Here is a 22934-nt window from a genome sequence, read left to right on the forward strand (position 1 = left end):
TAACTTTTCAAACTATAAAATAAAACGACACAAAAAAAGCACCTTCGTATGGAAAGTGCTTTTTGCGTTGATTCTGTAAAATTAACGTTTTGAAAATTGTGAAGCTTTACGGGCTTTCTTAAGACCCGGCTTCTTACGTTCTTTCATTCGTGCATCACGAGTTAATAAGCCCGCACGCTTTAATGGACCACGGAAATCTGGATCAACTGATAGCAAAGCACGAGCAATCCCATGACGGGTTGCACCGGCTTGGCCAGAGAAGCCACCACCATTAACATTAACTAATGTGTCGTAGTTTCCAAGGGTTTCAGTAACGTTAAAAGGTTGAACAACAACCTCACGTAAATTAGCAAATGGAATATAGTCTTCAATTGCTTTATCATTCATAATAATTTTACCAGTTCCGGGTACTAAACGTACACGGGCAACTGAATCTTTACGGCGACCAGTGCCGCGATATTGTACTTGAGCCAAAGTGAGTTCCTCCTTAAATTAGGTTCGTAATGTCTAATACTTCTGGTTTTTGTGCTTGATGATCATGTTCAGGACCTGCATAGACATGCAACTTCAAACCGATCTTATGACCTAATGTTCCATGAGGAAGCATTCCTTTAACTGAAGTCTCAATCAGCTTTTCAGGGTTCTTTTCACGGAACTCACCAGCTGTCTTTTGCTTCAAACCACCAATGAAACGGGTATGATGGTAGTAAATCTTGTTTTTATCCTTACGACCTGTTAGCCCTACTTTGCTGGCATTGATCACAATGACATTGTCCCCAGTATCTACATTCGGGGTATAAGTAGGTTTATTTTTACCTTTTAAAATTGAAGCGACTACTGATGCGAGACGACCTAATGATACATCTGTTGCGTCAACAACGTACCATTTGCGTTCTACTTCACCAGGTTTTGCCATATATGTTGTACGCACGTTATATTCCTCCAAGTTCTGTGTTTGTTCGACACCTAAATAAGTTTCCGGGGCTCATCGTGGGGCAAACAATACCAACTAACATAATACAAATAATTTCACCGAAAGTCAATCAGTTTCCAAAATAAAACCAACAATCCTACCGCTTAGGTAATTTAGTTGGGTGCTTTGGATCCTCACCTTCATAAAAACCTTTTTTAAATATAAACCGGATGCCGGCATCGTTCTTCTAGCCTGATCACGATCTTTTACTTTAAATAATCTCGGAATGTCGTCCTCGGGTCGCATGTCAGAACCAATCTCCGCGACTACCCCGACCATAATCCGAACCATATTATATAAAAAACCGTTACCATAAAATTCAATTTTCAGCTCATTGGCTGCTGAATCCAACTGAGCTGAAGCATCATAAATGGTCCGTACATTTGACTTGGCAGTTGAACCGGATGCAACAAAGCTGGAAAAATCATGTTCACCGATCAAGTCTTTTAACGCATGATTAACCTTTTCGAGATCAACGGGAAATTTCCAATGGCCAGTGTAATTTCGCTTAAAAGGATTTTGAAATTGTCCCAGATACATTCGATAAACATATTTCTTTCCGGAAACATCATACCGAGCATGAAACTGATCACTCACTTTTTCAACCTTTGTGATCTCCATATCCAAGGGCAGCATACTATTAAGCCCCTTATAAACGGCATCAACGGGTAAATCAAAAGGGAAATCAAAATGAGCAACTTGACCAATTGCGTGAACGCCGGCATCCGTCCTACCGGAACCATAGACAATGATTGGTGGCACCGGGTTTTTAGCCATGGTATTTACTTTCTGAGTCAGAACGCCCTCAATAGTTCTTCGATTCGGTTGTCTTTCAAACCCACTAAATTTCGTACCATCATACATAAATGTGATCTTGTAACGATGTGTAATGATAACCAACTACTTTCTAATCAAGATAACAGCAACCCCCACCAGAACAAAAATAATCCAGCTGATGGTATCTTTGGTTTGCCAATGGTATAAACGATATTTTGTTCGATGCTCACTATCAGAGAATCCACGAGCTTCCATCGCAGTAGATAAATTTTCAGCATGATTAATCGCGCCGGTAAAGAGGGGAACCAAGAGTGGGACAGCGGCCCTTACCCGATGTTTCAGGCTGCCAGAGCCAAAATCCACTCCCCGAGCCCGCTGTGCATTCATAATCGTTTCCATTTCATCCATCAGTGTTGGGACAAATCGAAGCGCAATTGATAACATTAGGGCCAATGTATCAACAGGAAAATGCAGCTTTTTAAGCGGTTTTAAACCGTTTGAACGCCATCAGCAATCGCCAAAGGCGTTGTCGTCAATGTCAAAACGGTTGATATCATAATGATTAATAGGAAACGCATAAAAATAAAGCCACCGTTAACCAAACTTTCATTTGTGATGGAAAAAGGACCGAAATGCCAAAGCACGTGACCACCGCTACTAAATAAGATTTGAAGCAAAACGGTAAATATAATCAACCAAATCAGTGGTTTAATTCCTTTCAAAAAATAGGCCACTGAAATACCGGACATTAAGATTACGATAATAATTAAGGCGCTTAAAACACCATAGGAAATCAAATTATTCGCGAAAAAGATAATTATCACGAAGTAAAAACTTAATAATAGTTTAGATTGGGGGCTCATTTGGTGAATCCAAGAATGTCCTGGAAGATATCTCCCAAAAATGAAGTTGTTCATTTCACGACTCCCTTTCCAACCAATTGCACGAGCCGATTTGCGAGTTGGTCGATTGTTAAGGGTAAATGATTCTCACTAATATCAACCCCTGCATGCTTTAATTGCTGAGCAAATTCAGCACTGCTGGCAGATCAAGTTGCATCTGATAAATCCACGTTGGATCAGCAAAGGTTTGCTCAGGCGGCCCCACCTTTACTGCTTCGCCTTTATCCATCACAATGACATTTGTCGCATAATCAACCACATCATCCATCTGATGTGTAATCAAAATAATTGTCATCTGTTTATTTTGGTTTAAATATTTGGCTAAATCCATAATTTCTCGATGGCCCCGGGGATCAAGACCAGCTGTTGGCTCGTCAAGAATCAGAATTTCCGGACTCATTGCCAAGACGCCAGCAATTGCCACTCGTCGCATTTGACCGCCGGATAAATCAAATGGTGAATGGTCTGATAACGATAAATCAAGTCCAACAAGCTTCATCGCATCTAAGGCAGCTTTCTTGGCAGATTCTTCCGAAGCACCGTAATTTTTAGGACCGAACATAACATCTTTAAGAACTGTCTCTTCAAATAATTGTTTTTCAGGAAATTGAAAAACCATGCCGACTCGTTTTCGAAAAGCTTTTAAATTTTTATTGGTAGTCTTGGCATCAATAATCTTTCCTAAGACCTCTAAATGGCCGGTCGTTGGTTTGAGCAATGCGTTAATATGTTGAACCAAGGTTGATTTCCCGCTACCGGTGTGGCCGATAACAGCCGTAAATGATTGCTTGGGAATCTGAAGTGTCACATTATTCAGCGCATTATGCGCAAATGGTGTATTAGCTTGATAAGTATGGGTTACTTTGCTGAAACTAATTGCTGAATCCATTTGATTAACTCCTCATCATTCATATATGGCTTTCCAACCGTAATTCCCCGCTTGCTTAACGCTGTAATCAGCTTGGCAGTATAAGGTGAATCAAGGCCGATTCGTTGTAATTGATCAGGTTGCGAAAAGATTTTTTGAGGTGTCCCTTCGTCAATAATCTTACCATGATTTAATATGAGAACCCGATCTGCATTGGCAGCCTCATCAATATCATGTGTGATTGAAATAACCGTTAAATTATTTTGGGACTTAATTTGTTGAACCAGTTTTAAAATTTCTTTTCTGCCACGCGGATCCAGCATACTGGTAGCTTCATCCAATATAATTATTTTAGGACTTAGCGCAATAATCCCGGCAATTGCTACCCGCTGCTTTTGGCCCCCGGAAAGATTAGCAGGAATTCGTTCCCTGAATGCCCACATACCAACCGATTTTAAACTTTTTTCAACGATCTTATGCATTTCATTACGTTCGATAAGGCGGTTTTCTAATCCAAAAGCAACGTCATCTTCAACTGTAGCGCCAACAAATTGATCTTCCGGATTTTGAAAAACCATCCCAATTCGATTACGGACGTCATAAATATTCTGATCATTTACAGTTAAACCATCAACAACAATTTGACCTTGGTTTAAAACAATCAGTCCATCGATCAATCTGGCCAAAGTACTTTTACCGCTCCCGTTTTGACCTATAATAGCCAACCACTCACCCTCGTGAACATTTAAAGATAATTGATCGAATAAGAGCGGCTGTTCTGGATAATTATAAGAAATATTATTTACTTGTATTATATTATTCGTAAGATCGGCCACGCGCTTTCCTCCACCATTTATGTACAAAAAAATCACTAACAAGTAATTGGTGCATGGGGTTCCCCACATTCAAACTAGACTAGGAATCCAAAAATCCCACCATCATAACGTTCTATACCAAAAACTTGAGTGATTCTCGTGAAATGTGATAAATTTTTTAAAACTAATGGTAAATTAGTCTACAAGTTCTAATACGACCATTGGGGCACCGTCTCCACGACGAGGCATTGTTTTAAGAATGCGGGTATAACCACCATTACGATCAGCATACTTAGTAGCCAAATCTCCAAATACTTTTTGTAAAGCAGTTGTTACAGTAATATCATCGCCATCTTCTTTAACATCCGCAACGACGTTTCGAATGAATGAAGCAGCTTGACGACGAGCATGTAAATCACCGCGCTTACCAAGCGAAATCATCTTGTCGGCAGTAGAACGAACTTCTTTGGCTCTGGCTTCAGTTGTAATAATTTGACCGTGAATGATTAATTCGGTTGTCAAATTACGAAGCAATGAGCGTCGATGTTCACTGGAACGTTGTAATTTCCGATAACTCATTTCAGGTTGTCCTCCTTTATAAAATTAATTAATCTTCTTTACGAAGTGAAAGGCCCAAAGCAGCGAGCTTTTCTTTTACTTCTTCAAGTGACTTACGTCCCAAATTTCGAACCTTCATCATGTCAGGCTCGGTTTTTTCCGTAAGTTCTTGAACAGTATTGATGCCGGCACGTTTCAAGCAATTGTATGAACGAACAGATAAGTCCAGTTCTTCAATTGTCATCTCCAGCATTTTTTCTTTATGGGTTTCTTCTTTCTCAACCATGATTTCGGTATTCTTAGCTTCATCAGTCAAATCAACAAACATCTCGAGATGCTCAGTTAAGATCTTAGCTGCTAAACTAACCGCCTCACTAGGTGTGATAGAACCATTAGTCCAAACATCCAAAGTCAATTTATCAAAATCATCGCGTTGGCCAACCCGCGTACTTTCAACTTGATAGTTGACACGTTCGATTGGGGTATAGATGGAATCAACAGGAAGAACACCAATTGGCATCTCAGTAGCCCGTTTCTTGTTTTCAACAGCAGAAACGTAGCCCCGGCCTCGGTTGGCTGTTAACCGCATATGGAAAGTAGCGCCTTCAGCAACGGTTGCAATGTGTAGATCAGGGTTAAGAACTGTCACATCACTATCGCCTTGAATATCGCCAGCAGTGACATCAGCCGGACCGATTACATCGATTTCCAAATTTTCTTCTTCGTCTTCTGGTCCATCTAATTTCAACGAAATTTTCTTAACATTCAGGATGATCTGGGTAACATCTTCAACAACGCCTTTAATTGTTGAGAATTCATGAAGAACATCATCAATCTGGATACTGGTTACAGCAGCACCGGGGAGTGATGATAACAGTGTGCGGCGAAGTGAATTCCCAAGAGTAGTACCATAGCCTCTCTCAAGTGGTTCAACGACAACCTCACCATAGTTCTTAGTTTCTTCAATTTTATGAATGTTAGGCTTTTCAAATTCAATCATTCTTATCATTAACCCCTTTCAAAACGCGTGAGTCCATGTGCAATATATCAATACGTATAGGCAAAATAAACATCACTATATTGAATCAATAAAAAACTAAACTCGACGACGCTTTGGAGGACGAGAGCCATTGTGAGGAACAGGTGTAACATCACGAATAGCAGTAACTTCCAAACCAGTAGCTTGAAGTGCTCGAATTGCAGCTTCACGACCTGAACCAGGTCCCTTAACGGCAACTTCAACAGACTTCATGCCATGCTCCATTGATGCCTTTGCAGCAGCTTCAGCAGCCATTTGAGCAGCAAACGGTGTTGATTTACGGCTTCCACGAAAACCTAATGCACCTGCTGATGACCAAGCAATTGCGTTACCTTGAGTATCGGTAATCATAACTAAGGTATTGTTAAATGTTGAATGAATATGTGCAACACCAGAAGCAATATTCTTCTTAGTCCGACGTTTACGACTTGACTTCTTGTTTACCATAAAAACAGATGACCTCCTTTATAAATTATTTTCTTCTGCCTACTCCAGCAGTTGCTTTACCTTTACGGGTACGAGCATTATTTTTCGTGTTTTGACCACGAACTGGCAAACCACGACGATGACGCATTCCACGATATGAACCAATTTCTTGAAGTCGCTTGATATTCATGCTGACTTCACGACGCAAGTCACCTTCAATTTTAAGATCACTCACAATTTCACGAATTTTGTCTTCCTGATCGGGAGTCAAATCACGAACACGGACATCTTCAGAAACGCCTGCTTTGGCAAGGATTTTTTCTGAAGTACTAGTACCGATACCAAAAATATAAGTTAAGCCAATAACAATTCGCTTGTCACGGGGTAAATCGATTCCGGCAATACGAGCCATTTAGTATACACCTCCTGTTAAATTACTTTCCTTGACGCTGTTTGTGCTTGGGGTTTGCAGAGCAAATCACCATTACACGGCCTTTTCTTTTGATTACTTTGCAATGTTCACACATTGGTTTTACTGATGGTCTTACTTTCATTTTTAAACCTCCTCACAAAAATGATGAAGACAATAACTACTTAAATCGATAAGTAATTCTTCCCTTTGTTAAGTCATAGGGTGACATTTCAACCGTAACTTTATCTCCTGGGAGAATTCGGATATAGTGCATCCGGATTTTTCCAGAGACATGAGCTAGAATTTCATGCCCGTTTTCAAGTTCAACTCGAAACATTGCATTCGGTAATGTTTCAACAACTTTTCCTTCAACTTCAATAACGTTATCTTTAGCCACTATTCACACCTCCATAAATCAAATTAGATTAAATTTAATATAAACGAACTTGACAAACCTTTGACAGTTTAACACATTCATTATATTTCATCAATCCAATAGTCTCAACACCTAATTTGCGGAGCGTTTATAGTGTGCTCAAGATTTTATCAACATCTTGCCAAACCTTGTTGATATCCTGATCACCATTAACGTTAAACAATAAATCACGATCCTTATAATAAGCAATCAATGGTGTATTCATTTTAACATTAACTTTCAAACGAGTTTTAACAGCTTCAGGCTTGTCATCATCTCGTTGATAAAATTCATGATGACCACAGATATCACAAGTTCCACTCACTTTTGGCATATGATACAACTTATTATAAGTAGCACCACAGTTTTTGCAAATGAACCTGGCAGTCAGTCTGTCAGTTAATATCTTGGGATCAACATCAATATTAATTACAGCAGATAATGGTTTACCTAATTCATTCGTCATACCTGCCAGTGCATCAGCTTGTTCCAGTGTCCGCGGATAACCGTCCAATAAAAAGCCTGGTTGCGTATCATCCTTAGAAAGTCGTTCTCTAACAATCCCGTTAGTCACTTCATCAGGAACCAAATTACCGTTATCAGTAAATGATTTAGCTTTCAGCCCTAAAGGCGTCCCTTTTGAAATTGCTTCACGAAACATATCACCAGTTGAAATATGTGGAATTTGATACTTGTCAACAATAAACTGTGCCTGGGTTCCCTTACCTGCTCCGGGCAAACCCATTAAAATCAAATTTAAGGCCATTTATTTTTCCTCCCTGTTAGATGATGTTAATCTTTTTATTCGCCATTTGTCGGCCGAGGATCTTTGATGAAACCAACATATTCACGTTTCATCATTAAACCACGAATTTGACGAATAGTTTCGATTGCAACACCAACAACGATTAGAAGACTCGTACCACCAAGCCCAATCGACTCATCCAAATTCCACAAATTTTGAGCAATCAGTGGAATTAAAGCTACAACTCCCAAAAAGATAGCACCAACCGTGCTTAACCTCATCAAAAGATTTGAAACATAGCTTTGGGTTTCGTGTCCTGGCCAAACACCTGGAATGTAACTTCCTTGTTTTTGCAAGTTTTCTGACAACTTCTCAGGATTAACCTGAACAAATGCGTAGAAGAAAGTAAACATGATAATTAAAATTGTGTAGAAAGCAGCACCAGTAGTTGTCTGCATGTTAAACACATTGTTTAACACTTGATACCACGTTGTTGTGGAATAATTGTTTGTGAAAGCCATCAAAATTGTTTGTGGGGTTGCAATAAATGAACTGGCAAAAATAACTGGAATAACACCAGCAACATTAACCTTAAGCGGTAAATAGCTGCTATCAGGTGAACCAGCAACTCTTCGTGTATATTGGATCGGAATCCGACGTTCAGCTTGCTGGACCCATGTCACAAATGTAACAATTACAAGAACAATAATCACAAGTGCAATCGTGAAAAGAATTGGCTGCCAAAGATCAGAGCCGCTAACACCAACAAAATATTGTTGCCATAGTGACTGTAAACCTGTTGGAATTCGGGCAATAATCCCTGCAAAAATGATCATTGAGATCCCATTACCAATTCCTCTTTCAGTAATCATATCACCCATCCAAGTGGTTAACATTGTCCCACCGGTTAATATGATTCCGATAACAATGAATGTTTTAACACTTGGGTTGGTAACCAAATTCAAACTACTTAATTGGTTGAATCCGGCAGTAATTCCGACTGACTGGAAAAAGGCCAAGACGACTGTTAAATATCGTGTATGCTGATTTAACTTTCGCCGTCCAACTTCCCCTTGCTTTCCCCACTCAACATATTTCGGAACAATATCCATTTGGAGCAATTGGATAATAATTTGAGCAGTGATGTATGGGGATACTCCCATCGCAAAAATAGAGTAATTAGTAAGTCCCCCACCACTAAAGGTATTCAGGATACTAACAAGTCCTGACGATGCCACAGAAGTCAATGCTTTTGCGTTAACACCAGGAACTGTAATAAATGATCCTAACCGGAAGATAACCAAAACAAGTAAAGTAAATAAGATCTTATTTCGGATTTCCTTAACCTTAAATGCACCAGTTAGAGTCGAGAGCATTAAACCACCTCGATTTTACCGCCAGCATTTTCAATTACAGATTGTGCAGTTTTTGAAAACTTATTAGCCTTTACGGTTAATTTCTTAGTGAGCGTACCGTCTCCAAGAACTTTTACGCCAGATTTAACATCTTTAACAATCCCACTTTCCTGAAGCAACTCTGGTGTTACTTCAGTGTTTTCGTCAAAAACATCAAGTTTTTGAACGTTAACAACAGCGTATTCTTTACGGTTAATGTTATTAAATCCACGTTTTGGAGTACGACGATACAATGGCATTTGGCCACCTTCAAAGCCTACACGGGTCTTACCACGAGCCTTTTGGCCTTTTTGACCACGACCGGCAGTCTTCCCTTTTCCGGCAGAACGACCACGACCTTTACGCGTACGCAATGAACGAGAACCTTCTGCAGCTTTCAATTCATTTAATTTCATGAAATTGGCACCTCCTTACGAATAATTAGTCTTTAACTTGTTCCACTTCAATTAAGTGAGCAATCTTGAACAGAGCGCCACGGATTGCTTCGTTGTCCGGTTTAACAACCGTACTGTTAATCCGTCCCAAGCCAAGTGACTTCACAATCTTACGTTGTTTGGGAAGGCGATGAGCGACACTACGTTTTAAAGTAATTTTTAATTGAGCCAATTAAAACACCCTCCTTATTCAGCTAGATGTTGGGTTGATACACCACGTAAAGCTGAAACTTCTTCAGCACTCTTCAATGCGACCAAGCCTTCAAATGTTGCTCGGATAACGTTGACAGGAGTATTGGAACCCAATCGTTTACTAGTAACATCGTCAATGCCGGCAAGTTCCATCACGGAACGAACAGCACCACCAGCTGCTACTCCGGAACCTTCTTCAGCGGGCTTCAACATAATGCGACCGCCACCGTAAGTTCCAACAACTTCATGAGGAATTGTTGTACCAACAATCGGAACCTCAATCAAGTTTTTACGAGCTGCTTCAACGGCCTTACGAATTGCTTCAGGAACTTCTTGTGCTTTACCAGTTCCAAAACCAACGTGACCATGCTTGTCTCCAACAACAACTAAAGCAGCAAACCGAAGGCGACGGCCACCTTTAACAACTTTAGTGATCCGGTTAATTGCAACAACATTGTCTTCAAGCTCTAATTTATCAGGATCAATAAATTTCTTCATGTGCGGTTATTCCTCCTTTTATTAAAATTCTAGTCCGTTTTCACGAGCAGCGTCAGCGAGAGCTTGAACACGACCATGGTAAAGATAACCGCCACGATCAAAAACAACTTTTTTGATGTTCTTTTTACTTGCACGTTCAGCTACTAATTTACCAACACCAGCTGCTTGTTCAGTTTTATTACCATCACTGACTGCAGAATCAAGTGTTGAGGCACTAACAAGCGTTACACCCTCTACGTCATCAATAATTTGAGCGTAGATGTTTTTGTTAGAACGAAAAACGTTCAAGCGTGGGCACTCGGCAGTACCAGAAATTTTGTTACGGACACGGTTATGACGACGTTTCCGACTTTTATTTTTATCTGGTTTAGAAATCACAATAGTCACCTCAATAATTTTCTAAGCTGGTAAATTACTTACCAGTCTTACCTTCCTTACGGATAATATGTTCATTTTCGTAACGAATACCCTTACCTTTATACGGTTCAGGTGAACGAACGGCACGAATAGATGCTGCAAAATCTCCAACACGTTGCTTGCTGATACCACTAATATGAATTGTTGTGTTATCAGGAACTTCAACTGTCAAATCTTCTGGAACAGTCATGTTAACAGGGTTGGAATAACCAACTGCTAATGTTAAGGTCTTGCCCTTAAGTGTAGCACGATATCCAACACCAACCAGCTTCAAAGTTTTTTTGAAACCTTCAGTAACACCTTCAACCATGTTGTTAAAGTTTGCTCGCATTGTACCATGCAGAGCACGAACTTTATTATTGTAATCCACAACTGGTTCGAAGTTTACCTCATTATCCTTAACATTCATTTTAATTTCGGAAACAAATTCGCGGGTTAAAGAACCCTTTGAACCTTTAACAGTTACTTTGTTACCATCAGTCGTCACTTCAACGCCCTTAGGCAAAACAACCGTTTTATAACCAATTCGACTCACGGATCACACCTCCAATTTTTTGAAATATTACCAAACGTAAGCTAATACTTCGCCGCCAATTTTTTGGGCACGGGCCTGCTTATCAGTAACGACACCGTTTGATGTAGAAATGATTGCAATTCCCAGTCCGTTAAGAACCTTAGGAACAGCATCAGCTTTAACGTATGAACGTAAGCCTGGCTTAGAAATACGTTTTAATCCAGTAATGACACGTTGTTTATCCTTGCCATACTTCAGAAAAACACGAATAACGCCTTGCTTGTCATCTTCAATGTATTCAACATCGCGTACAAAGCCTTCACGCTTCAGAATCTCAGCAATGTCGCGTTTGATTTTTGATGCAGGAACTTCAACTGTTTCATGGTAAACCATGTTTGCATTACGAATGCGAGTTAAAAAGTCTGCAATGGGATCAGTCATAGACATCAGCGAACAACCTCCTTCTTAATAATTATTACCAACTAGCTTTCTTCATACCAGGAATTTGGCCCTTGTGGGCAAGTTCACGGATGCAAAGACGGCATAAATGGAATTTCTTGTAAACTGAACGAGGTCGTCCACAACGTTCGCAACGCGTATAATTCTGGGTTGAGAACTTTGCAGGGCGTTCACTTTTTACGATTAATGATTTTTTAGCCAATGTGAAACCTCCTCAATTATCTAGCAAATGGCATACCGAATTGAGCCAACAATTCATGTGATTCTTCATCGGTATTAGCAGTAGTTACGATTACGATATCAAGACCTCTAACTCGGTTAACATCATCATAATCAATTTCAGGGAAAATTAATTGTTCCCGAACACCCAATGTATAGTTACCCCGACCATCAAAAGCCTTTGGACTAACACCATGGAAGTCACGAACACGAGGTAATGAAACATTAATTAATTTATCCAAGAAATCATACATTCTCTCGCCACGAAGAGTTACCTTGGCACCGATTGACATACCTTCACGCAGTCTAAAACCAGCAATAGATTTTTTGGCTTTTGTAACCAATGGCTTTTGGCCAGAAATCAAAGCCAGTTCTGATACTGCTTCATCAAGGTTTTTAGCGTTGGTAACGGCGTCACCAACACCCATGTTTAAAACAATTTTATCGATCTTTGGAGCTTGCATAATTGATTTGTAGCTGAACTTGTCCATCATGTGTGGCACAATTTCGCTATCAAATTGTTTACGTAAACGACTTGTCATTTAAAAGTTATCCTCCTTCCTAAGCTAAATTAATCAATCGCTTTTTGCGATTTCTTTGCGTAACGAATCTTTTTACCATCTTCGACTTTGAATCCAACTCGAGTTGCTCATTAGTTGATGGATCAATCAACATTACATTGGAAACGTGGATTGGTGCTTCAGCATCAACAATTCCGCCATTGGGGTTTGTTGAAGAAGCCTTGGTATGCTTCTTAACCTTATTCACACCTTCAACAATCACACGATCTTTAGAAGCGATAGTCTTGGTAACTGTCCCTTCTTTTCCCTTGTCCTTACCACTAATAACACGAACTTTGTCACCAGTTTTAATGAACATGTTGGCACCTCCTTATATCCTGGTCGTTTTTAAAGCACTTCTGGGGCTAATGAAACAATCTTCATGAAGTTGTTATCACGTAATTCACGAGCAACCGGGCCAAAGATACGAGTACCTTGAGGGCTCTTATCATCACGAACCAATACTGCTGCGTTTTCATCAAATCGGATGTAAGAACCATCAGTCCGACGGGTTACAGCTTGGTACGAACGATAACAGCTTTAACAACATCACCTTTTTTGACAACGCCACCTGGTGTTGCTTGTTTGACAGTAGCAACGATGGTATCACCAATTCCAGCATATCTTCTGGTTGAACCACCCAAAACCTTAATAGTTAACAATTCTCGTGCACCTGAGTTGTCGGCAACTTTTAATCGACTTTCTTGTTGAATCACAGGTATATCCTCCCTTCATCGTCAAATAAATACGATAATTATGGTATTTAAAGTAAGTTAAATAATAACCGCTTTTTCAACAATATCAATCAAACGGAAACGCTTTGTTTTTGACAACGGACGGGTTTCCATGATTCGGACGATATCGCCGACTTTGGCTTCGTTATTGTCATCTTGAGCAGTGAATTTCTTTGAGTAACGAACACGCTTACCGTATGTTGGGTGTTTCTTGTAAGTTGAAACTAAAACAGTAATTGTTTTGTTATTCTTATCGGAAACAACACGTCCCTGATAAACCTTACGCTGGTTACGTTCTTCAGCCATTAATTATACCTCCCTTATCGTATTTACTTGTTCAATTCCTGCTGACGAAGAGCAGTTTTAATCCGTGCGATGTTTTTACGAACTTGTTTCAATCGTGCGGTATTTTCCAATTGACCAGTGGCTAATTGGAAACGAAGATTGAACAATTCATCTTTGTAATCTTTCTCTTTATCAATCATTTGGGCAGTGGTTAATTCATTAATCTCTTTAGCCTTCATTTGATTCGCCACCTACTTCCTCACGTTTTACGATCTTAGTGCGAACGGGAAGTTTGTTGGAAGCAAGACGCAATGCTTCGGCAGCAACCTCTTCGGAAACGCCACCGATTTCAAATAAAATCTTGCCGCGTTTAACAGGTGATACCCAGCCAGCTGGCGTACCTTTACCATTACCCATTCGAACTCCGACACCTTTTTCAGTATATGATTTATGTGGGAAAATTTTGATCCAAACTTTTCCGCCACGCTTCATATAACGAGTCATCGCAACACGACATGCTTCGATTTGACGGTTTGTGATCCAATGTGAATCAAGTGCTTGCAAACCGTAATCACCGAACGTTACCGTTGTGCCACCCTTGGCATTGCCACGAAGCTTACCACGATGTTCACGACGGTGCTTTACACGTTTAGGTACTAACATGTTTATTTGCCTCCTTTATCAGCTTCACTGTTCTTTGGCTTTTCAGGAAGAATTTCACCACGATAGATCCAAGTTTTTACACCAATTGAACCATAAGTCGTAAAAGCTTCAACCCATGAGTAGTCAATATCAGCTCTCAAAGTATGCAAAGGAACAGTTCCGTCAGAATATGATTCAACCCGAGCCATATCTGCTCCGTTTAATCGACCGGCAACCTGGGTCTTAATTCCCTTGGCTCCGGCACGCATTGTTCGTTGCATTGCTTGACGCATTGCACGACGGAATGCAACCCGGCCTTCCAATTGACGGGCAATATTTTCACCAACCAATTTTGCATCAAGGTCAGGCTTTTTGATTTCGATAATATTAATGTGAACCCGTTTGCCGGTAAGGTTATTTAATTCCTTACGAAGGCTTTCAACTTCTGATCCACCTTTACCAATAACCATACCTGGTTTAGCAGTGTGAATTGAAATATTAACGCGATTTGCGGCACGTTCGATTTCAACAGTTGAAACAGATGCACTTGCTAGACGCTTTTCAATGTATTTACGAATCTTTAAATCTTCTCGTAAATATGCAGCATAATCTTTGCCGGCATACCACTTAGCTTCCCAGTCGCGAATGATTCCAACTCGTAAACCATTAGGATTTATTTTATTACCCACGCGTTATCCCTCCTCTTTTTCAGACACAACAATTGTGATGTGACTAGTCCGTTTGTTAATTGGTGAAGCAGAGCCCTTAGCTCTTGGACGGAAACGTTTTAACGTTGCGCCTTCGTTAACGTAAGCTTCGCTAACAAATAAATTTTCTGAATCTAGGTCAAAATTGTTTTCTGCGTTCGCAACCGCAGACTTAAGTACCTTCGAAACTACCGGAGAAGCACCGCGGGGTGTGAAATCCAGGATAGCGGCAGCTTCAGCAACATTTTTACCTCTAATAAGATCGACTACAAGACGGACCTTACGAGCGGCAATACGAACAGTTTTGGCAGTTGCTCTTGCTGATGTAACTTGTTCAGCCATTTGTTATCCTCCTTGTTTAAACAGTCTTCTTATCGTCAGTACCATGACCATGGAAAGTACGAGTTGGAACAAATTCTCCAAGCTTATGACCTACCATGTCTTCTTGAATAAATACTGGTACGTGTTTACGTCCATCATAAACAGCAAAAGTATATCCAATAAAGCTTGGGAAAATTGTTGATCGTCGTGACCATGTCTTAATTTCAGACTTTTTTTCTTGGTCTTTTTGGGCATCAACCTTTTTAAGTAAGTACTCATCGGCGAATGGTCCCTTTTTTAAACTACGACTCATTTTGAAACCTCCTCTTCACATGCAAAACAATTGCATATGTTTTATTACATCTTCGATCCTTTACGACGACGAACGATAAATTTGTTTGAACGTGCTTTCTTAGAACGAGTCTTCTTACCAACTGTCTTCTTGCCCCATGGTGATAATGGTGATGGAAGACCAACTGGTGCTTTACCTTCACCACCACCATGAGGGTGATCGTTAGGGTTCATTACGGATCCACGAACGTGTGGGCGTTGACCCTTATAACGTGTCCGACCAGCTTTACCAACATTGATAAGTTCATGTTCTTCGTTTCCAACTGCGCCAATTGTTGCACGGTTGGTAGCAAGAATCATTCGAACTTCACCTGATGATAAACGAACCAATGCGTATTTACCATCACGACCAAGTAACTGTGCACTGGCACCCGCAGAACGAGCCAATTGACCACCCTTACCAGGCTTTAATTCAATATTATGAATAACTGAACCAACTGGAATATTGGCAAGTGGCAATGCATTACCAACTTTAATGTCGGCTTCAGTTCCTGATTCAACCTTATCGCCAACTTTTAATCCCTTTGGTGCAAGGATGTACGATTTAACACCATCCACATAAACTAATAATGCAATATTAGCAGTTCGGTTAGGATCATATTCGATTGCTTTAACAGTTGCCGGAACATTGTCTTTGTTACGCTTGAAATCAATCACACGGTATTGGTTTTTGTTACCACCGCCACGGTGACGAACAGTCATATGACCATAGTTATTACGACCGGCAGTTTTACTCTTTGATTCAAGTAATGACTTTTCAGGCTTACTCTTGGTAATACTGCTGCTGTAGTCTAAACTGGTCATATTTCGTCGACCATTGCTGGTTGGCTTATATGTTTTTATAGCCACAACGTTTCCCTCCTAGTTTCTGGATTATTATTCTTCGTTAAACAGCTTGATTTCTTTTGAATCTTGAGTTAACGATACGATTGCCTTACGGCGCTTCTTAGTGTATCCAGCATAACGTCCTTGACGCTTCAGCTTTCCACGAACATTCATGATATTTACTCGGACAACCTTAACGTCAAAAATGTCTTCAACAGCTTTTTTGACTTGTGTCTTGGTTGCTCGTAAATCAACATCGAAAGTGTATGTTTTGTTGTCCATCTTACTGGTTGAATCTTCAGTAATGACTGGGCGTAAAATAACATCACGTGATTCCATTATGCGAGCACCTCCTCTACTTGAGAAAGAGCAGCCTGTGTAATGACAACTTTATCATGATCTGCTACATCCAATGTGTTGATACCCTTAGCGGATACAACTTTTACATTTTCAAGATTGTGAGCAGAAAGTGATGCTTTCTCGTTACCATCTTCCAAAACTACTAATGTCTTGGTTGAGACGTTCAACTTTTCTAATAGTGCTGCAAATTCCTTAGTCTTTGGCTTTTCAAATACTAATGAATCAACAACGACCAGTTTCTTATCAGCAACTTTTTCTGAGAGAACAGACTTAAGTGCCAATCGAGATACTTTCTTAGGTAAATGATATGCGTATGAACGTGGTGTTGGTCCAAAAACAATGCCACCGCCGCGCCATTGTGGTGAACGAATAGAACCTTGACGAGCTCTACCAGTACCCTTTTGACGCCATGGCTTCTTTCCGCCACCACGAACTGCAGAACGATTCTTTACTGAATGGGTTCCTTGTCGTTTTGATGCCCGTTGCATAACAATTGCATCAAAAACAACATTATTATTAGGCTCAATGCCAAAAACTTTATCGTTTAATGAAACGGTGCCGTCTTGGCTGCCATCTTGTTTATATAATGTTACGTCAGTCATTTATAGTTGCCTCCCTTCTACTTGTTTGCGCCGCGAACGGCTGTCCGAATGGTAACATATGATTTGTTGGCACCTGGCACGTTACCCTTGATTAAAATAACGTTGTTATCAGTGTCGGCATTTACGATTTCAAGATTTTGAATCGTAACTGTTTTATTACCCATTCTACCTGGCAATTTCATACCTGGTACAACACGGTTAATGATTGATCCAAGTGAACCTGGACGACGGTGATAACGAGAACCATGTGTTTCCGGTCCACGTGATTGACCGTCTTTATGAATGTTACCTTGGTATCCATGACCTTTTGTAGTTCCAGTTACATCAACGATGTCACCTGGTTTAAAGATATCTGCTTTAACTTCATCAGCTACCTTATAATCTCCCAGCTCAACATCTTTGATTTCTTTAATGAAGCGCTTAGGAGTCGTATTTGCTTTCTTTGCATGACCTGTTTCCGGCTTGTTTGTGAGCACGGCACGCTTGTCTGCATAACCTAATTGCACAGCATCGTAACCATCATTTTCAACGGTTTTGATTTGCATAATGACATTAGGTGTCACTTCAACGACTGTTACAGGTACTAATTCGCCGCTTTCAGTGAAGACTTGCGTCATTCCAACCTTTTTCCCTAAGATTCCTTTTCTGGTCATGAGTACACCTCCAATATTCTGTATTTAATTAAAGTTTAATTTCAATATCCACACCACTAGGCAAGTCGAGTTTCATCAATGAATCAACTGTCTTTGGTGTTGGGTTTAAAATATCAATAAGTCGTTTATGGGTCAAAATTTCAAATTGTTCACGCGCATCTTTAAACTTATGCGGTGAAGCAAGCACAGTGTAAATTGTCCGCTCAGTTGGCAATGGAATTGGACCTGAAATAGTAGCCCCAGTTCTCTGTGCCGTTGCAACAATCTTTTCTGCAGATTGATCTAGGATACGATGCTCGTATGCCTTTAAACGAATACGAATTTTTTGTTTTGCCATTGTATTCCCTCCTTCGTCTATTTTGAAAATAAGACTAACTCCGTGAAAATTACCGCCAAACCCATGGCAAAGCATCCGGGTGTGTCGCAACCTTTCACATCAAAGCTTATCTATACAGTCTTTTTGGACACAACTATCCCTAAAAACAGTACTTAACTAGTGTACTAAAAATTGCGTGTCAAAACAAGTCTCGATTACAACAAATTTGAATTGTAATATTTTTGTCATAAATAGCGATGACCCACGCTTAAGTTAACGTTGAATTTAAATAGCAGATACACTTTACCACAGATCAGACTGATCGCAAACTGTTCGCCCTTTTTTCTTTTAAATTGGTTATTGCCACTCATCAAATGATAAAAAAAGAGACTGGCAATTGCCAATCTCTTAAAAAATCAATTATTTATCGCTACCGGTGTTGCCACCGTTCTTTTTAATGATTTCTTCTTGGATACTCTTTGGTACTGGTTCGTAATGATCAAATGTCATTGTGAAAGTACCACGACCTTGTGAAGCTGATCGAAGTGTCGTTGCATAACCAAACATTTCAGCCAAAGGCACAAATGAATGAATAACTTCAGCACCACTACGAGTTTCCATACCATCAACACGGCCACGGCGAGCGGTAACTTGTCCCATAATGTCACCCATGTACTCTTCAGGAACGTTAATATCAACCTTCATGATTGGTTCAAGGATAACAGGAGCAGCAGTCTTAGCAGCGTTTCTAAGTGCTAATGATGCGGCAACCTTAAATGCGGCTTCACTGGAATCGACTTCGTGATAACTACCATCGTATAACTTAGCTTTCAAATCAACTAATGGGTATCCGGCAAGAACACCATTTGCTAATGATTCTTTCAAGCCTTGTTCAACAGCTGGAATGAATTCACGAGGCACAACCCCACCAACGATGGCATCTTCGAATTCGAAACCTTTTCCTTCTTCGTTTGGTTCAAATTCAATCCAAACATCACCATATTGACCTTTACCACCAGACTGGCGAACAAATTTCCCTTGTGCTGAAGTCTTTTTAGTGAAGGCTTCACGGTATGAAACTTGTGGGGCACCAACTTTGGCATCAACGTTAAACTCACGTCTCATTCGATCAATAATGATGTCCAAATGCAACTCACCCATTCCGGCAATTAACGTTTCACCGGTTTCCGGATTAGTCTCAGCTTTAAAAGTTGGATCCTCTTCGGAAAGCTTTTGCAAGGCAACGTTCATCTTGTCTTGGTCAGCTTTGGTTTTTGGCTCAACAGCAACTTGAATAACCGGATCAGGGAATTCCATGGATTCAAGATGAAGCGGCCGCTTTACATCGGTTAACGAATCACCGGTTGTGGTGTTTTTCAAACCAATGGCAGCTGCAATATCACCAGAGAACACTTCAGGGATTTCCTGACGGTGATTAGAATGCATTTGAAGCAAACGACCAACCCGTTCACGCTTGTCTTTAGTTGCGTTTAAAATATATGAACCGGACTCAAGCGTTCCTGAGTAAACTCGAATATAAGTCAATCGGCCAACAAATGGATCAGTAGCCACCTTAAATGCCAAAGCAGCGAAACTTGCGTCATCATTGGCCTTTAATTCAACTTTATCCCCAGTTTCGGATCTGTTGCATTATATGGCTTAACATCAAGCGGTGAAGGCAAATAGTCAATGGTTGCATCCATTAACATCTGAACACCTTTGTTCTTAAATGCTGAACCGGCCAAAACAGGGAAAAGTTCAAGGTTCAAGGTTGCTTTACGGATTGCAGCTTTAAGTTCAGGCGTAGAAATCTCTTCACCTTCAAGATACTTATCCATAATATCATCATCAACGTCAGCTACAGTTTCAATCAACTGTTCGCGTCGCTTATCTGCTTCTTCCTTGTATTCGTCCGGAACATCAACTGTGTCCCATTCAGTACCCAGCTTATCTTCATCGTAAAGATCAGCTTTCATTTCGACAAGGTCGATAACCCCTTCGAATTGATCTTCAGCACCGATTGGCATTTGAATAGCGAGTGGTTTTGCATTCAAACGATCTGCGATTGATTTAACTGAAAAATCAAAGTTAGCACCGATTTTATCCATCTTGTTAACAAAAACAATCCGCGGAACATCGTAATCGGAGGCTTGACGCCAAACAGTTTCAGTTTGAGGCTCAACGCCGGCTTGTGCATCAAGAACAGCGATTGCACCATCGAGAACCCGTAGAGAACGCTCAACTTCAACAGTGAAGTCAACGTGTCCCGGAGTGTCAATAATGTTAATTCGGTGATCTTTCCACTGAGCAGTAGTTGCAGCTGAGGTAATGGTAATCCCACGTTCCTGCTCTTGTGGCATCCAGTCCATTTGTGAAGCACCATCATGGGTTTCACCAATTTTATGAATCTTACCGGTATAGTACAAAATCCGTTCAGTAGTCGTTGTCTTACCAGCATCGATATGGGCCATAATTCCGATATTACGAGTTTTTTCTAGCGGAAATTCTCGTTTGTTAGCCATTGTGTTACTCCTTCCAATTCGCATAAAAAGTGGCTGTCAGCCACTTTTTAATTGAAGCTTAAAACAAATATTATATTACCAACGATAATGAGCAAACGCACGGTTGGCTTCAGCCATTCTGTGGGTGTCTTCACGCTTCTTAACAGCTGCACCAGTATTATTGGCAGCATCCATAATTTCACGTGCCAGACGCTCAGTCATCGTGTGCTCACCACGCAAACGAGCGTAGTTGACAAGCCAACGTAATCCCAAGGTTGTTCGACGATCAGGTCGAACTTCGATTGGAACTTGGTAGTTAGAACCACCAACCCGGCGAGCCTTAACTTCAAGGACCGGCATAACGTTCTTCATTGCTTCTTCAAATACGTCAACTGGCTCATTGCCGGTTTCTTCTTTAATAAGATCAAAAGCACCATATAAGATTTCTGATGCAGTTCCCCGCTTACCGTCCAACATTAAACGGTTAATTAAACGAGTAACTAATTTTGAATTGTACATAGGATCAGGAAGTACTTCCCGTTTTTGAACATTTCCTTTTCTAGGCATTTCGTTATCCTCCTCATTTTTCTAAAAACGAAAATTAAGATTTTACAGTTTTAATTATTCTTTGGGCTTCTTAGTACCGTATTTAGAACGACCTTGACGACGATCGGTAACACCGGCTGTATCAAGAGCACCACGAATAACGTGATAACGAACACCAGGTAAATCCTTAACACGACCACCACGAATTAATACCACACTATGCTCCTGAAGGTTGTGACCAATACCAGGAATGTATGCCGTTACTTCGATTAAGTTGGATAAACGAACACGGGCATATTTACGTAAAGCCGAGTTTGGCTTCTTTGGTGTCATGGTACCAACACGGGTTGCAACGCCCCGCTTTTGCGGAGCAGGAACAACAACCTGCTTCTTCTTGTAACTGTTGTACGCATAGTTTAAAGCTGGTGACTTTGATTTTGAACTTCTAGAATGACGTCCTTTACGGACCAATTGGTTAATTGTAGGCATCTAAAAGTACTCCTTTCGTATTTTGTTCTAAGTCCACACATCCAGGCGGTTCTTTTTTATGTAAAAAGAAATGTGTTCCGCCAAACACTTTTTGTCTTGAACAGTCAGCATGTCTGAGATTTCAGGAATCTGTCACAAAAAGCACCTTGTCTAATTTATCATGACTTACAAATTGTGTCAATCATTCGATAAAAAAAGATTGATTTTATTTTTTCGTATTTAATATTTTAGAGAGGTAAAAAAACATGTTAATACTTTTACAATTTTTTCTGGGCGCAAGTCTGGGATCGTTTCTAAACTTAATAGTCGAACGGCAATTGCGGTACGAATCAATCATCATGCCGCGCTCCCACTGTGACCAGTGTCACCATCAACTTAACCCGCTGCAATTAATACCAATTATTAGCTATTTGGCACTTAAAGGAAAGTGTTATTACTGCAATTATAAAATTCCATTTTGCTCACCGGTATTGGAATTATTGGTAGGAATTGGCCTTGCCACAACACCATTGCCCGCGGTTCAGCCGTCAATAATCCTAATAGTCCTTGTATTGATATATCTTAGCCTTTTTGACCTCAAACGCAAGCAAATACCCGTCGGCGGCATTATTTTTTTATTTGGTGTCTGTTTAATCACCACCCACCACTCGCTGCTCCAATTATTGTTGGCAATTGGTCTCTACAAATCCTGCTTATGGCTGAATCACCACCAAATTTTGTTGGCAATGGTGATATCGATATTTTCTTCTGCCTCTGGGTAGGATTATCGATGCCTCATCTTCTCTGGATTTGCTGCTTTGCCTGTGTCAGCGCCCTTTTGTACTTAATCGTAGCCCCATGGCCCACCGATAACCGAATTCCTTTCGTCCCATTTATCACCATCGGTACCTTTACGGTTATCCATTATGCTGACAGCTTACTGCCATTGATCAGCAGCGCGTATTAGACATTAAATCAATTTTAT

General features: G+C 40.4%; 34 protein-coding genes and 6 pseudogenes. 2 read left to right on the top strand and 38 right to left on the bottom strand.

Annotation, left to right across the window (positions count from 1 at the left end; all coding sequences use genetic code 11):
* Positions 1-81: 81 nt before the first annotated feature.
* The 38 genes and pseudogenes from rpsI to rpsL all read right to left on the bottom strand — a co-directional run bounded on the left by rpsI (position 82) and on the right by rpsL (position 21970).
* Positions 82-474 (bottom strand): 30S ribosomal protein S9, encoded by a 393-nt coding sequence (gene rpsI, locus JCM14108_RS11190; RefSeq protein WP_003559561.1) that lies wholly within the window; start codon positions 472-474, stop codon positions 82-84.
* 13 nt (positions 475-487) lie between these two features.
* Positions 488-931 carry a 50S ribosomal protein L13 gene (rplM, locus tag JCM14108_RS11195; protein WP_035180880.1) on the bottom strand — a complete coding sequence of 148 codons (444 nt, stop codon included), beginning with the start codon at positions 929-931 and terminating at the stop codon, positions 488-490.
* A 139-nt stretch (positions 932-1070) separates the two neighbouring features.
* Positions 1071-1837 (bottom strand): annotated as a pseudogene (gene truA, locus JCM14108_RS11200) (tRNA pseudouridine(38-40) synthase TruA).
* Positions 1838-1873: 36 nt separating this feature from the next.
* Positions 1874-2667, bottom strand: a pseudogene (locus tag JCM14108_RS11205) (energy-coupling factor transporter transmembrane component T family protein).
* Positions 2664-3541: pseudogene (locus JCM14108_RS11210) on the bottom strand (energy-coupling factor transporter ATPase). The pseudogenes JCM14108_RS11205 and JCM14108_RS11210 overlap by 4 nt, the downstream one beginning before the upstream one ends.
* Positions 3511-4356 carry an energy-coupling factor transporter ATPase gene (locus JCM14108_RS11215; protein WP_035180881.1) on the bottom strand — a complete coding sequence of 282 codons (846 nt, stop codon included), beginning with the start codon at positions 4354-4356 and terminating at the stop codon, positions 3511-3513. The pseudogene JCM14108_RS11210 and the gene JCM14108_RS11215 overlap by 31 nt, the downstream one beginning before the upstream one ends.
* A gap of 174 nt (positions 4357-4530) precedes the next feature.
* Positions 4531-4914: a 50S ribosomal protein L17 gene (gene rplQ, locus JCM14108_RS11220; protein ID WP_035180882.1), complete on the bottom strand. Its 384-nt coding sequence runs from the start codon at positions 4912-4914 to the stop codon at positions 4531-4533.
* 28 nt (positions 4915-4942) lie between these two features.
* Positions 4943-5893, bottom strand: a complete 951-nt coding sequence (locus JCM14108_RS11225; protein WP_035180883.1) for a DNA-directed RNA polymerase subunit alpha — start codon at positions 5891-5893, stop codon at positions 4943-4945.
* Between the two features lie 96 nt (positions 5894-5989).
* Positions 5990-6379, bottom strand: a complete 390-nt coding sequence (gene rpsK, locus JCM14108_RS11230; RefSeq protein ID WP_035180884.1) for a 30S ribosomal protein S11 — start codon at positions 6377-6379, stop codon at positions 5990-5992.
* 25 nt (positions 6380-6404) lie between these two features.
* Positions 6405-6770, bottom strand: coding sequence for a 30S ribosomal protein S13 (rpsM, locus tag JCM14108_RS11235; protein ID WP_035180885.1), 366 nt, complete (start codon positions 6768-6770; stop codon positions 6405-6407).
* A gap of 22 nt (positions 6771-6792) precedes the next feature.
* On the bottom strand, positions 6793-6912 hold the full coding sequence (gene rpmJ, locus JCM14108_RS11240; protein WP_011668476.1) for a 50S ribosomal protein L36: 120 nt from the start codon (positions 6910-6912) through the stop codon (positions 6793-6795).
* Between the two features lie 36 nt (positions 6913-6948).
* Complete coding sequence (gene infA, locus JCM14108_RS11245) at positions 6949-7167, bottom strand: translation initiation factor IF-1 (protein WP_003559541.1); 219 nt, start codon at positions 7165-7167, stop codon at positions 6949-6951.
* A 127-nt stretch (positions 7168-7294) separates the two neighbouring features.
* Positions 7295-7951 (bottom strand): adenylate kinase, encoded by a 657-nt coding sequence (locus tag JCM14108_RS11250; protein WP_035180886.1) that lies wholly within the window; start codon positions 7949-7951, stop codon positions 7295-7297.
* A 35-nt stretch (positions 7952-7986) separates the two neighbouring features.
* A complete protein-coding gene (gene secY / locus JCM14108_RS11255; RefSeq protein WP_035180887.1) occupies positions 7987-9306 on the bottom strand; it encodes a preprotein translocase subunit SecY in 1320 nt (439 codons plus the stop codon).
* Positions 9306-9740, bottom strand: coding sequence for a 50S ribosomal protein L15 (rplO, locus tag JCM14108_RS11260; protein ID WP_035180888.1), 435 nt, complete (start codon positions 9738-9740; stop codon positions 9306-9308). The genes secY and rplO overlap by 1 nt, the downstream gene beginning before the upstream one ends.
* 25 nt (positions 9741-9765) lie before the next feature.
* Complete coding sequence (rpmD, locus tag JCM14108_RS11265) at positions 9766-9951, bottom strand: 50S ribosomal protein L30 (protein ID WP_035180889.1); 186 nt, start codon at positions 9949-9951, stop codon at positions 9766-9768.
* Positions 9952-9965: 14 nt separating this feature from the next.
* The gene (gene rpsE, locus JCM14108_RS11270; protein ID WP_035180891.1) at positions 9966-10469 is read right to left on the bottom strand and encodes a 30S ribosomal protein S5; all 504 of its coding nucleotides are present in this window, start codon (positions 10467-10469) and stop codon (positions 9966-9968) included.
* A gap of 21 nt (positions 10470-10490) precedes the next feature.
* Positions 10491-10847: a 50S ribosomal protein L18 gene (gene rplR / locus JCM14108_RS11275; RefSeq protein ID WP_056983598.1), complete on the bottom strand. Its 357-nt coding sequence runs from the start codon at positions 10845-10847 to the stop codon at positions 10491-10493.
* A 34-nt stretch (positions 10848-10881) separates the two neighbouring features.
* Positions 10882-11421 (bottom strand): 50S ribosomal protein L6, encoded by a 540-nt coding sequence (rplF, locus tag JCM14108_RS11280; protein ID WP_035180893.1) that lies wholly within the window; start codon positions 11419-11421, stop codon positions 10882-10884.
* Positions 11422-11448: 27 nt separating this feature from the next.
* A complete protein-coding gene (gene rpsH / locus JCM14108_RS11285; RefSeq protein WP_035180894.1) occupies positions 11449-11847 on the bottom strand; it encodes a 30S ribosomal protein S8 in 399 nt (132 codons plus the stop codon).
* Positions 11848-11875: 28 nt separating this feature from the next.
* A complete protein-coding gene (locus JCM14108_RS14370) occupies positions 11876-12061 on the bottom strand; it encodes a type Z 30S ribosomal protein S14 (RefSeq protein WP_003635667.1) in 186 nt (61 codons plus the stop codon).
* 16 nt (positions 12062-12077) lie between these two features.
* Positions 12078-12620, bottom strand: coding sequence for a 50S ribosomal protein L5 (gene rplE, locus JCM14108_RS11290; RefSeq protein ID WP_035180895.1), 543 nt, complete (start codon positions 12618-12620; stop codon positions 12078-12080).
* A 29-nt stretch (positions 12621-12649) separates the two neighbouring features.
* Positions 12650-12957, bottom strand: a pseudogene (gene rplX, locus JCM14108_RS11295) (50S ribosomal protein L24).
* Positions 12958-12986: 29 nt separating this feature from the next.
* Positions 12987-13354: pseudogene (rplN, locus tag JCM14108_RS11300) on the bottom strand (50S ribosomal protein L14).
* Positions 13355-13411: 57 nt separating this feature from the next.
* A complete protein-coding gene (gene rpsQ, locus JCM14108_RS11305; RefSeq protein ID WP_035180899.1) occupies positions 13412-13678 on the bottom strand; it encodes a 30S ribosomal protein S17 in 267 nt (88 codons plus the stop codon).
* Positions 13679-13701: 23 nt separating this feature from the next.
* Positions 13702-13896, bottom strand: a complete 195-nt coding sequence (gene rpmC, locus JCM14108_RS11310; protein WP_003559513.1) for a 50S ribosomal protein L29 — start codon at positions 13894-13896, stop codon at positions 13702-13704.
* Entirely contained in the window at positions 13886-14320 is a 435-nt protein-coding gene (gene rplP, locus JCM14108_RS11315) for a 50S ribosomal protein L16 (protein WP_035180900.1), read from the bottom strand. Before rplP ends, rpmC begins: the two co-directional genes overlap by 11 nt.
* Before the next feature lie 2 nt (positions 14321-14322).
* A complete protein-coding gene (gene rpsC / locus JCM14108_RS11320; protein WP_035180901.1) occupies positions 14323-14988 on the bottom strand; it encodes a 30S ribosomal protein S3 in 666 nt (221 codons plus the stop codon).
* 3 nt (positions 14989-14991) lie between these two features.
* Positions 14992-15348 carry a 50S ribosomal protein L22 gene (rplV, locus tag JCM14108_RS11325; protein WP_035180903.1) on the bottom strand — a complete coding sequence of 119 codons (357 nt, stop codon included), beginning with the start codon at positions 15346-15348 and terminating at the stop codon, positions 14992-14994.
* Positions 15349-15364: 16 nt separating this feature from the next.
* Positions 15365-15640 (bottom strand): 30S ribosomal protein S19, encoded by a 276-nt coding sequence (gene rpsS, locus JCM14108_RS11330; RefSeq protein ID WP_035180905.1) that lies wholly within the window; start codon positions 15638-15640, stop codon positions 15365-15367.
* Positions 15641-15684: 44 nt separating this feature from the next.
* Positions 15685-16527, bottom strand: a complete 843-nt coding sequence (gene rplB / locus JCM14108_RS11335; protein ID WP_035180906.1) for a 50S ribosomal protein L2 — start codon at positions 16525-16527, stop codon at positions 15685-15687.
* A 27-nt stretch (positions 16528-16554) separates the two neighbouring features.
* Entirely contained in the window at positions 16555-16842 is a 288-nt protein-coding gene (gene rplW / locus JCM14108_RS11340) for a 50S ribosomal protein L23 (protein WP_035180907.1), read from the bottom strand.
* Positions 16842-17465, bottom strand: a complete 624-nt coding sequence (gene rplD / locus JCM14108_RS11345; protein WP_035180908.1) for a 50S ribosomal protein L4 — start codon at positions 17463-17465, stop codon at positions 16842-16844. The genes rplW and rplD overlap by 1 nt, the downstream gene beginning before the upstream one ends.
* Positions 17466-17482: 17 nt before the next feature.
* Positions 17483-18118: a 50S ribosomal protein L3 gene (gene rplC / locus JCM14108_RS11350; RefSeq protein WP_035180909.1), complete on the bottom strand. Its 636-nt coding sequence runs from the start codon at positions 18116-18118 to the stop codon at positions 17483-17485.
* Positions 18119-18146: 28 nt separating this feature from the next.
* Positions 18147-18455, bottom strand: a complete 309-nt coding sequence (rpsJ, locus tag JCM14108_RS11355) for a 30S ribosomal protein S10 (protein ID WP_035180910.1) — start codon at positions 18453-18455, stop codon at positions 18147-18149.
* A gap of 399 nt (positions 18456-18854) precedes the next feature.
* A pseudogene (gene fusA, locus JCM14108_RS11360) lies at positions 18855-20956 on the bottom strand (elongation factor G).
* A 75-nt stretch (positions 20957-21031) separates the two neighbouring features.
* Complete coding sequence (gene rpsG / locus JCM14108_RS11365) at positions 21032-21502, bottom strand: 30S ribosomal protein S7 (protein ID WP_008211797.1); 471 nt, start codon at positions 21500-21502, stop codon at positions 21032-21034.
* Positions 21503-21556: 54 nt separating this feature from the next.
* A complete protein-coding gene (rpsL, locus tag JCM14108_RS11370; protein WP_003559489.1) occupies positions 21557-21970 on the bottom strand; it encodes a 30S ribosomal protein S12 in 414 nt (137 codons plus the stop codon).
* A 245-nt stretch (positions 21971-22215) separates the two neighbouring features.
* Here rpsL and JCM14108_RS14375 point away from each other — a divergent pair, with 245 nt between their 5' ends.
* Both JCM14108_RS14375 and JCM14108_RS15520 read left to right on the top strand, forming a co-directional pair.
* A complete protein-coding gene (locus JCM14108_RS14375; protein WP_237745816.1) occupies positions 22216-22731 on the top strand; it encodes a prepilin peptidase in 516 nt (171 codons plus the stop codon).
* Positions 22665-22916 (top strand): A24 family peptidase, encoded by a 252-nt coding sequence (locus tag JCM14108_RS15520; RefSeq protein ID WP_237745817.1) that lies wholly within the window; start codon positions 22665-22667, stop codon positions 22914-22916. The genes JCM14108_RS14375 and JCM14108_RS15520 overlap by 67 nt, the downstream gene beginning before the upstream one ends.
* Positions 22917-22934 lie beyond the last annotated feature (18 nt).

The sequence above is a fragment of the Lentilactobacillus farraginis DSM 18382 = JCM 14108 genome (genome assembly GCF_000583655.1).
In the GTDB taxonomy this organism is placed as follows: Bacteria; Bacillota; Bacilli; order Lactobacillales; family Lactobacillaceae; genus Lentilactobacillus; species Lentilactobacillus farraginis.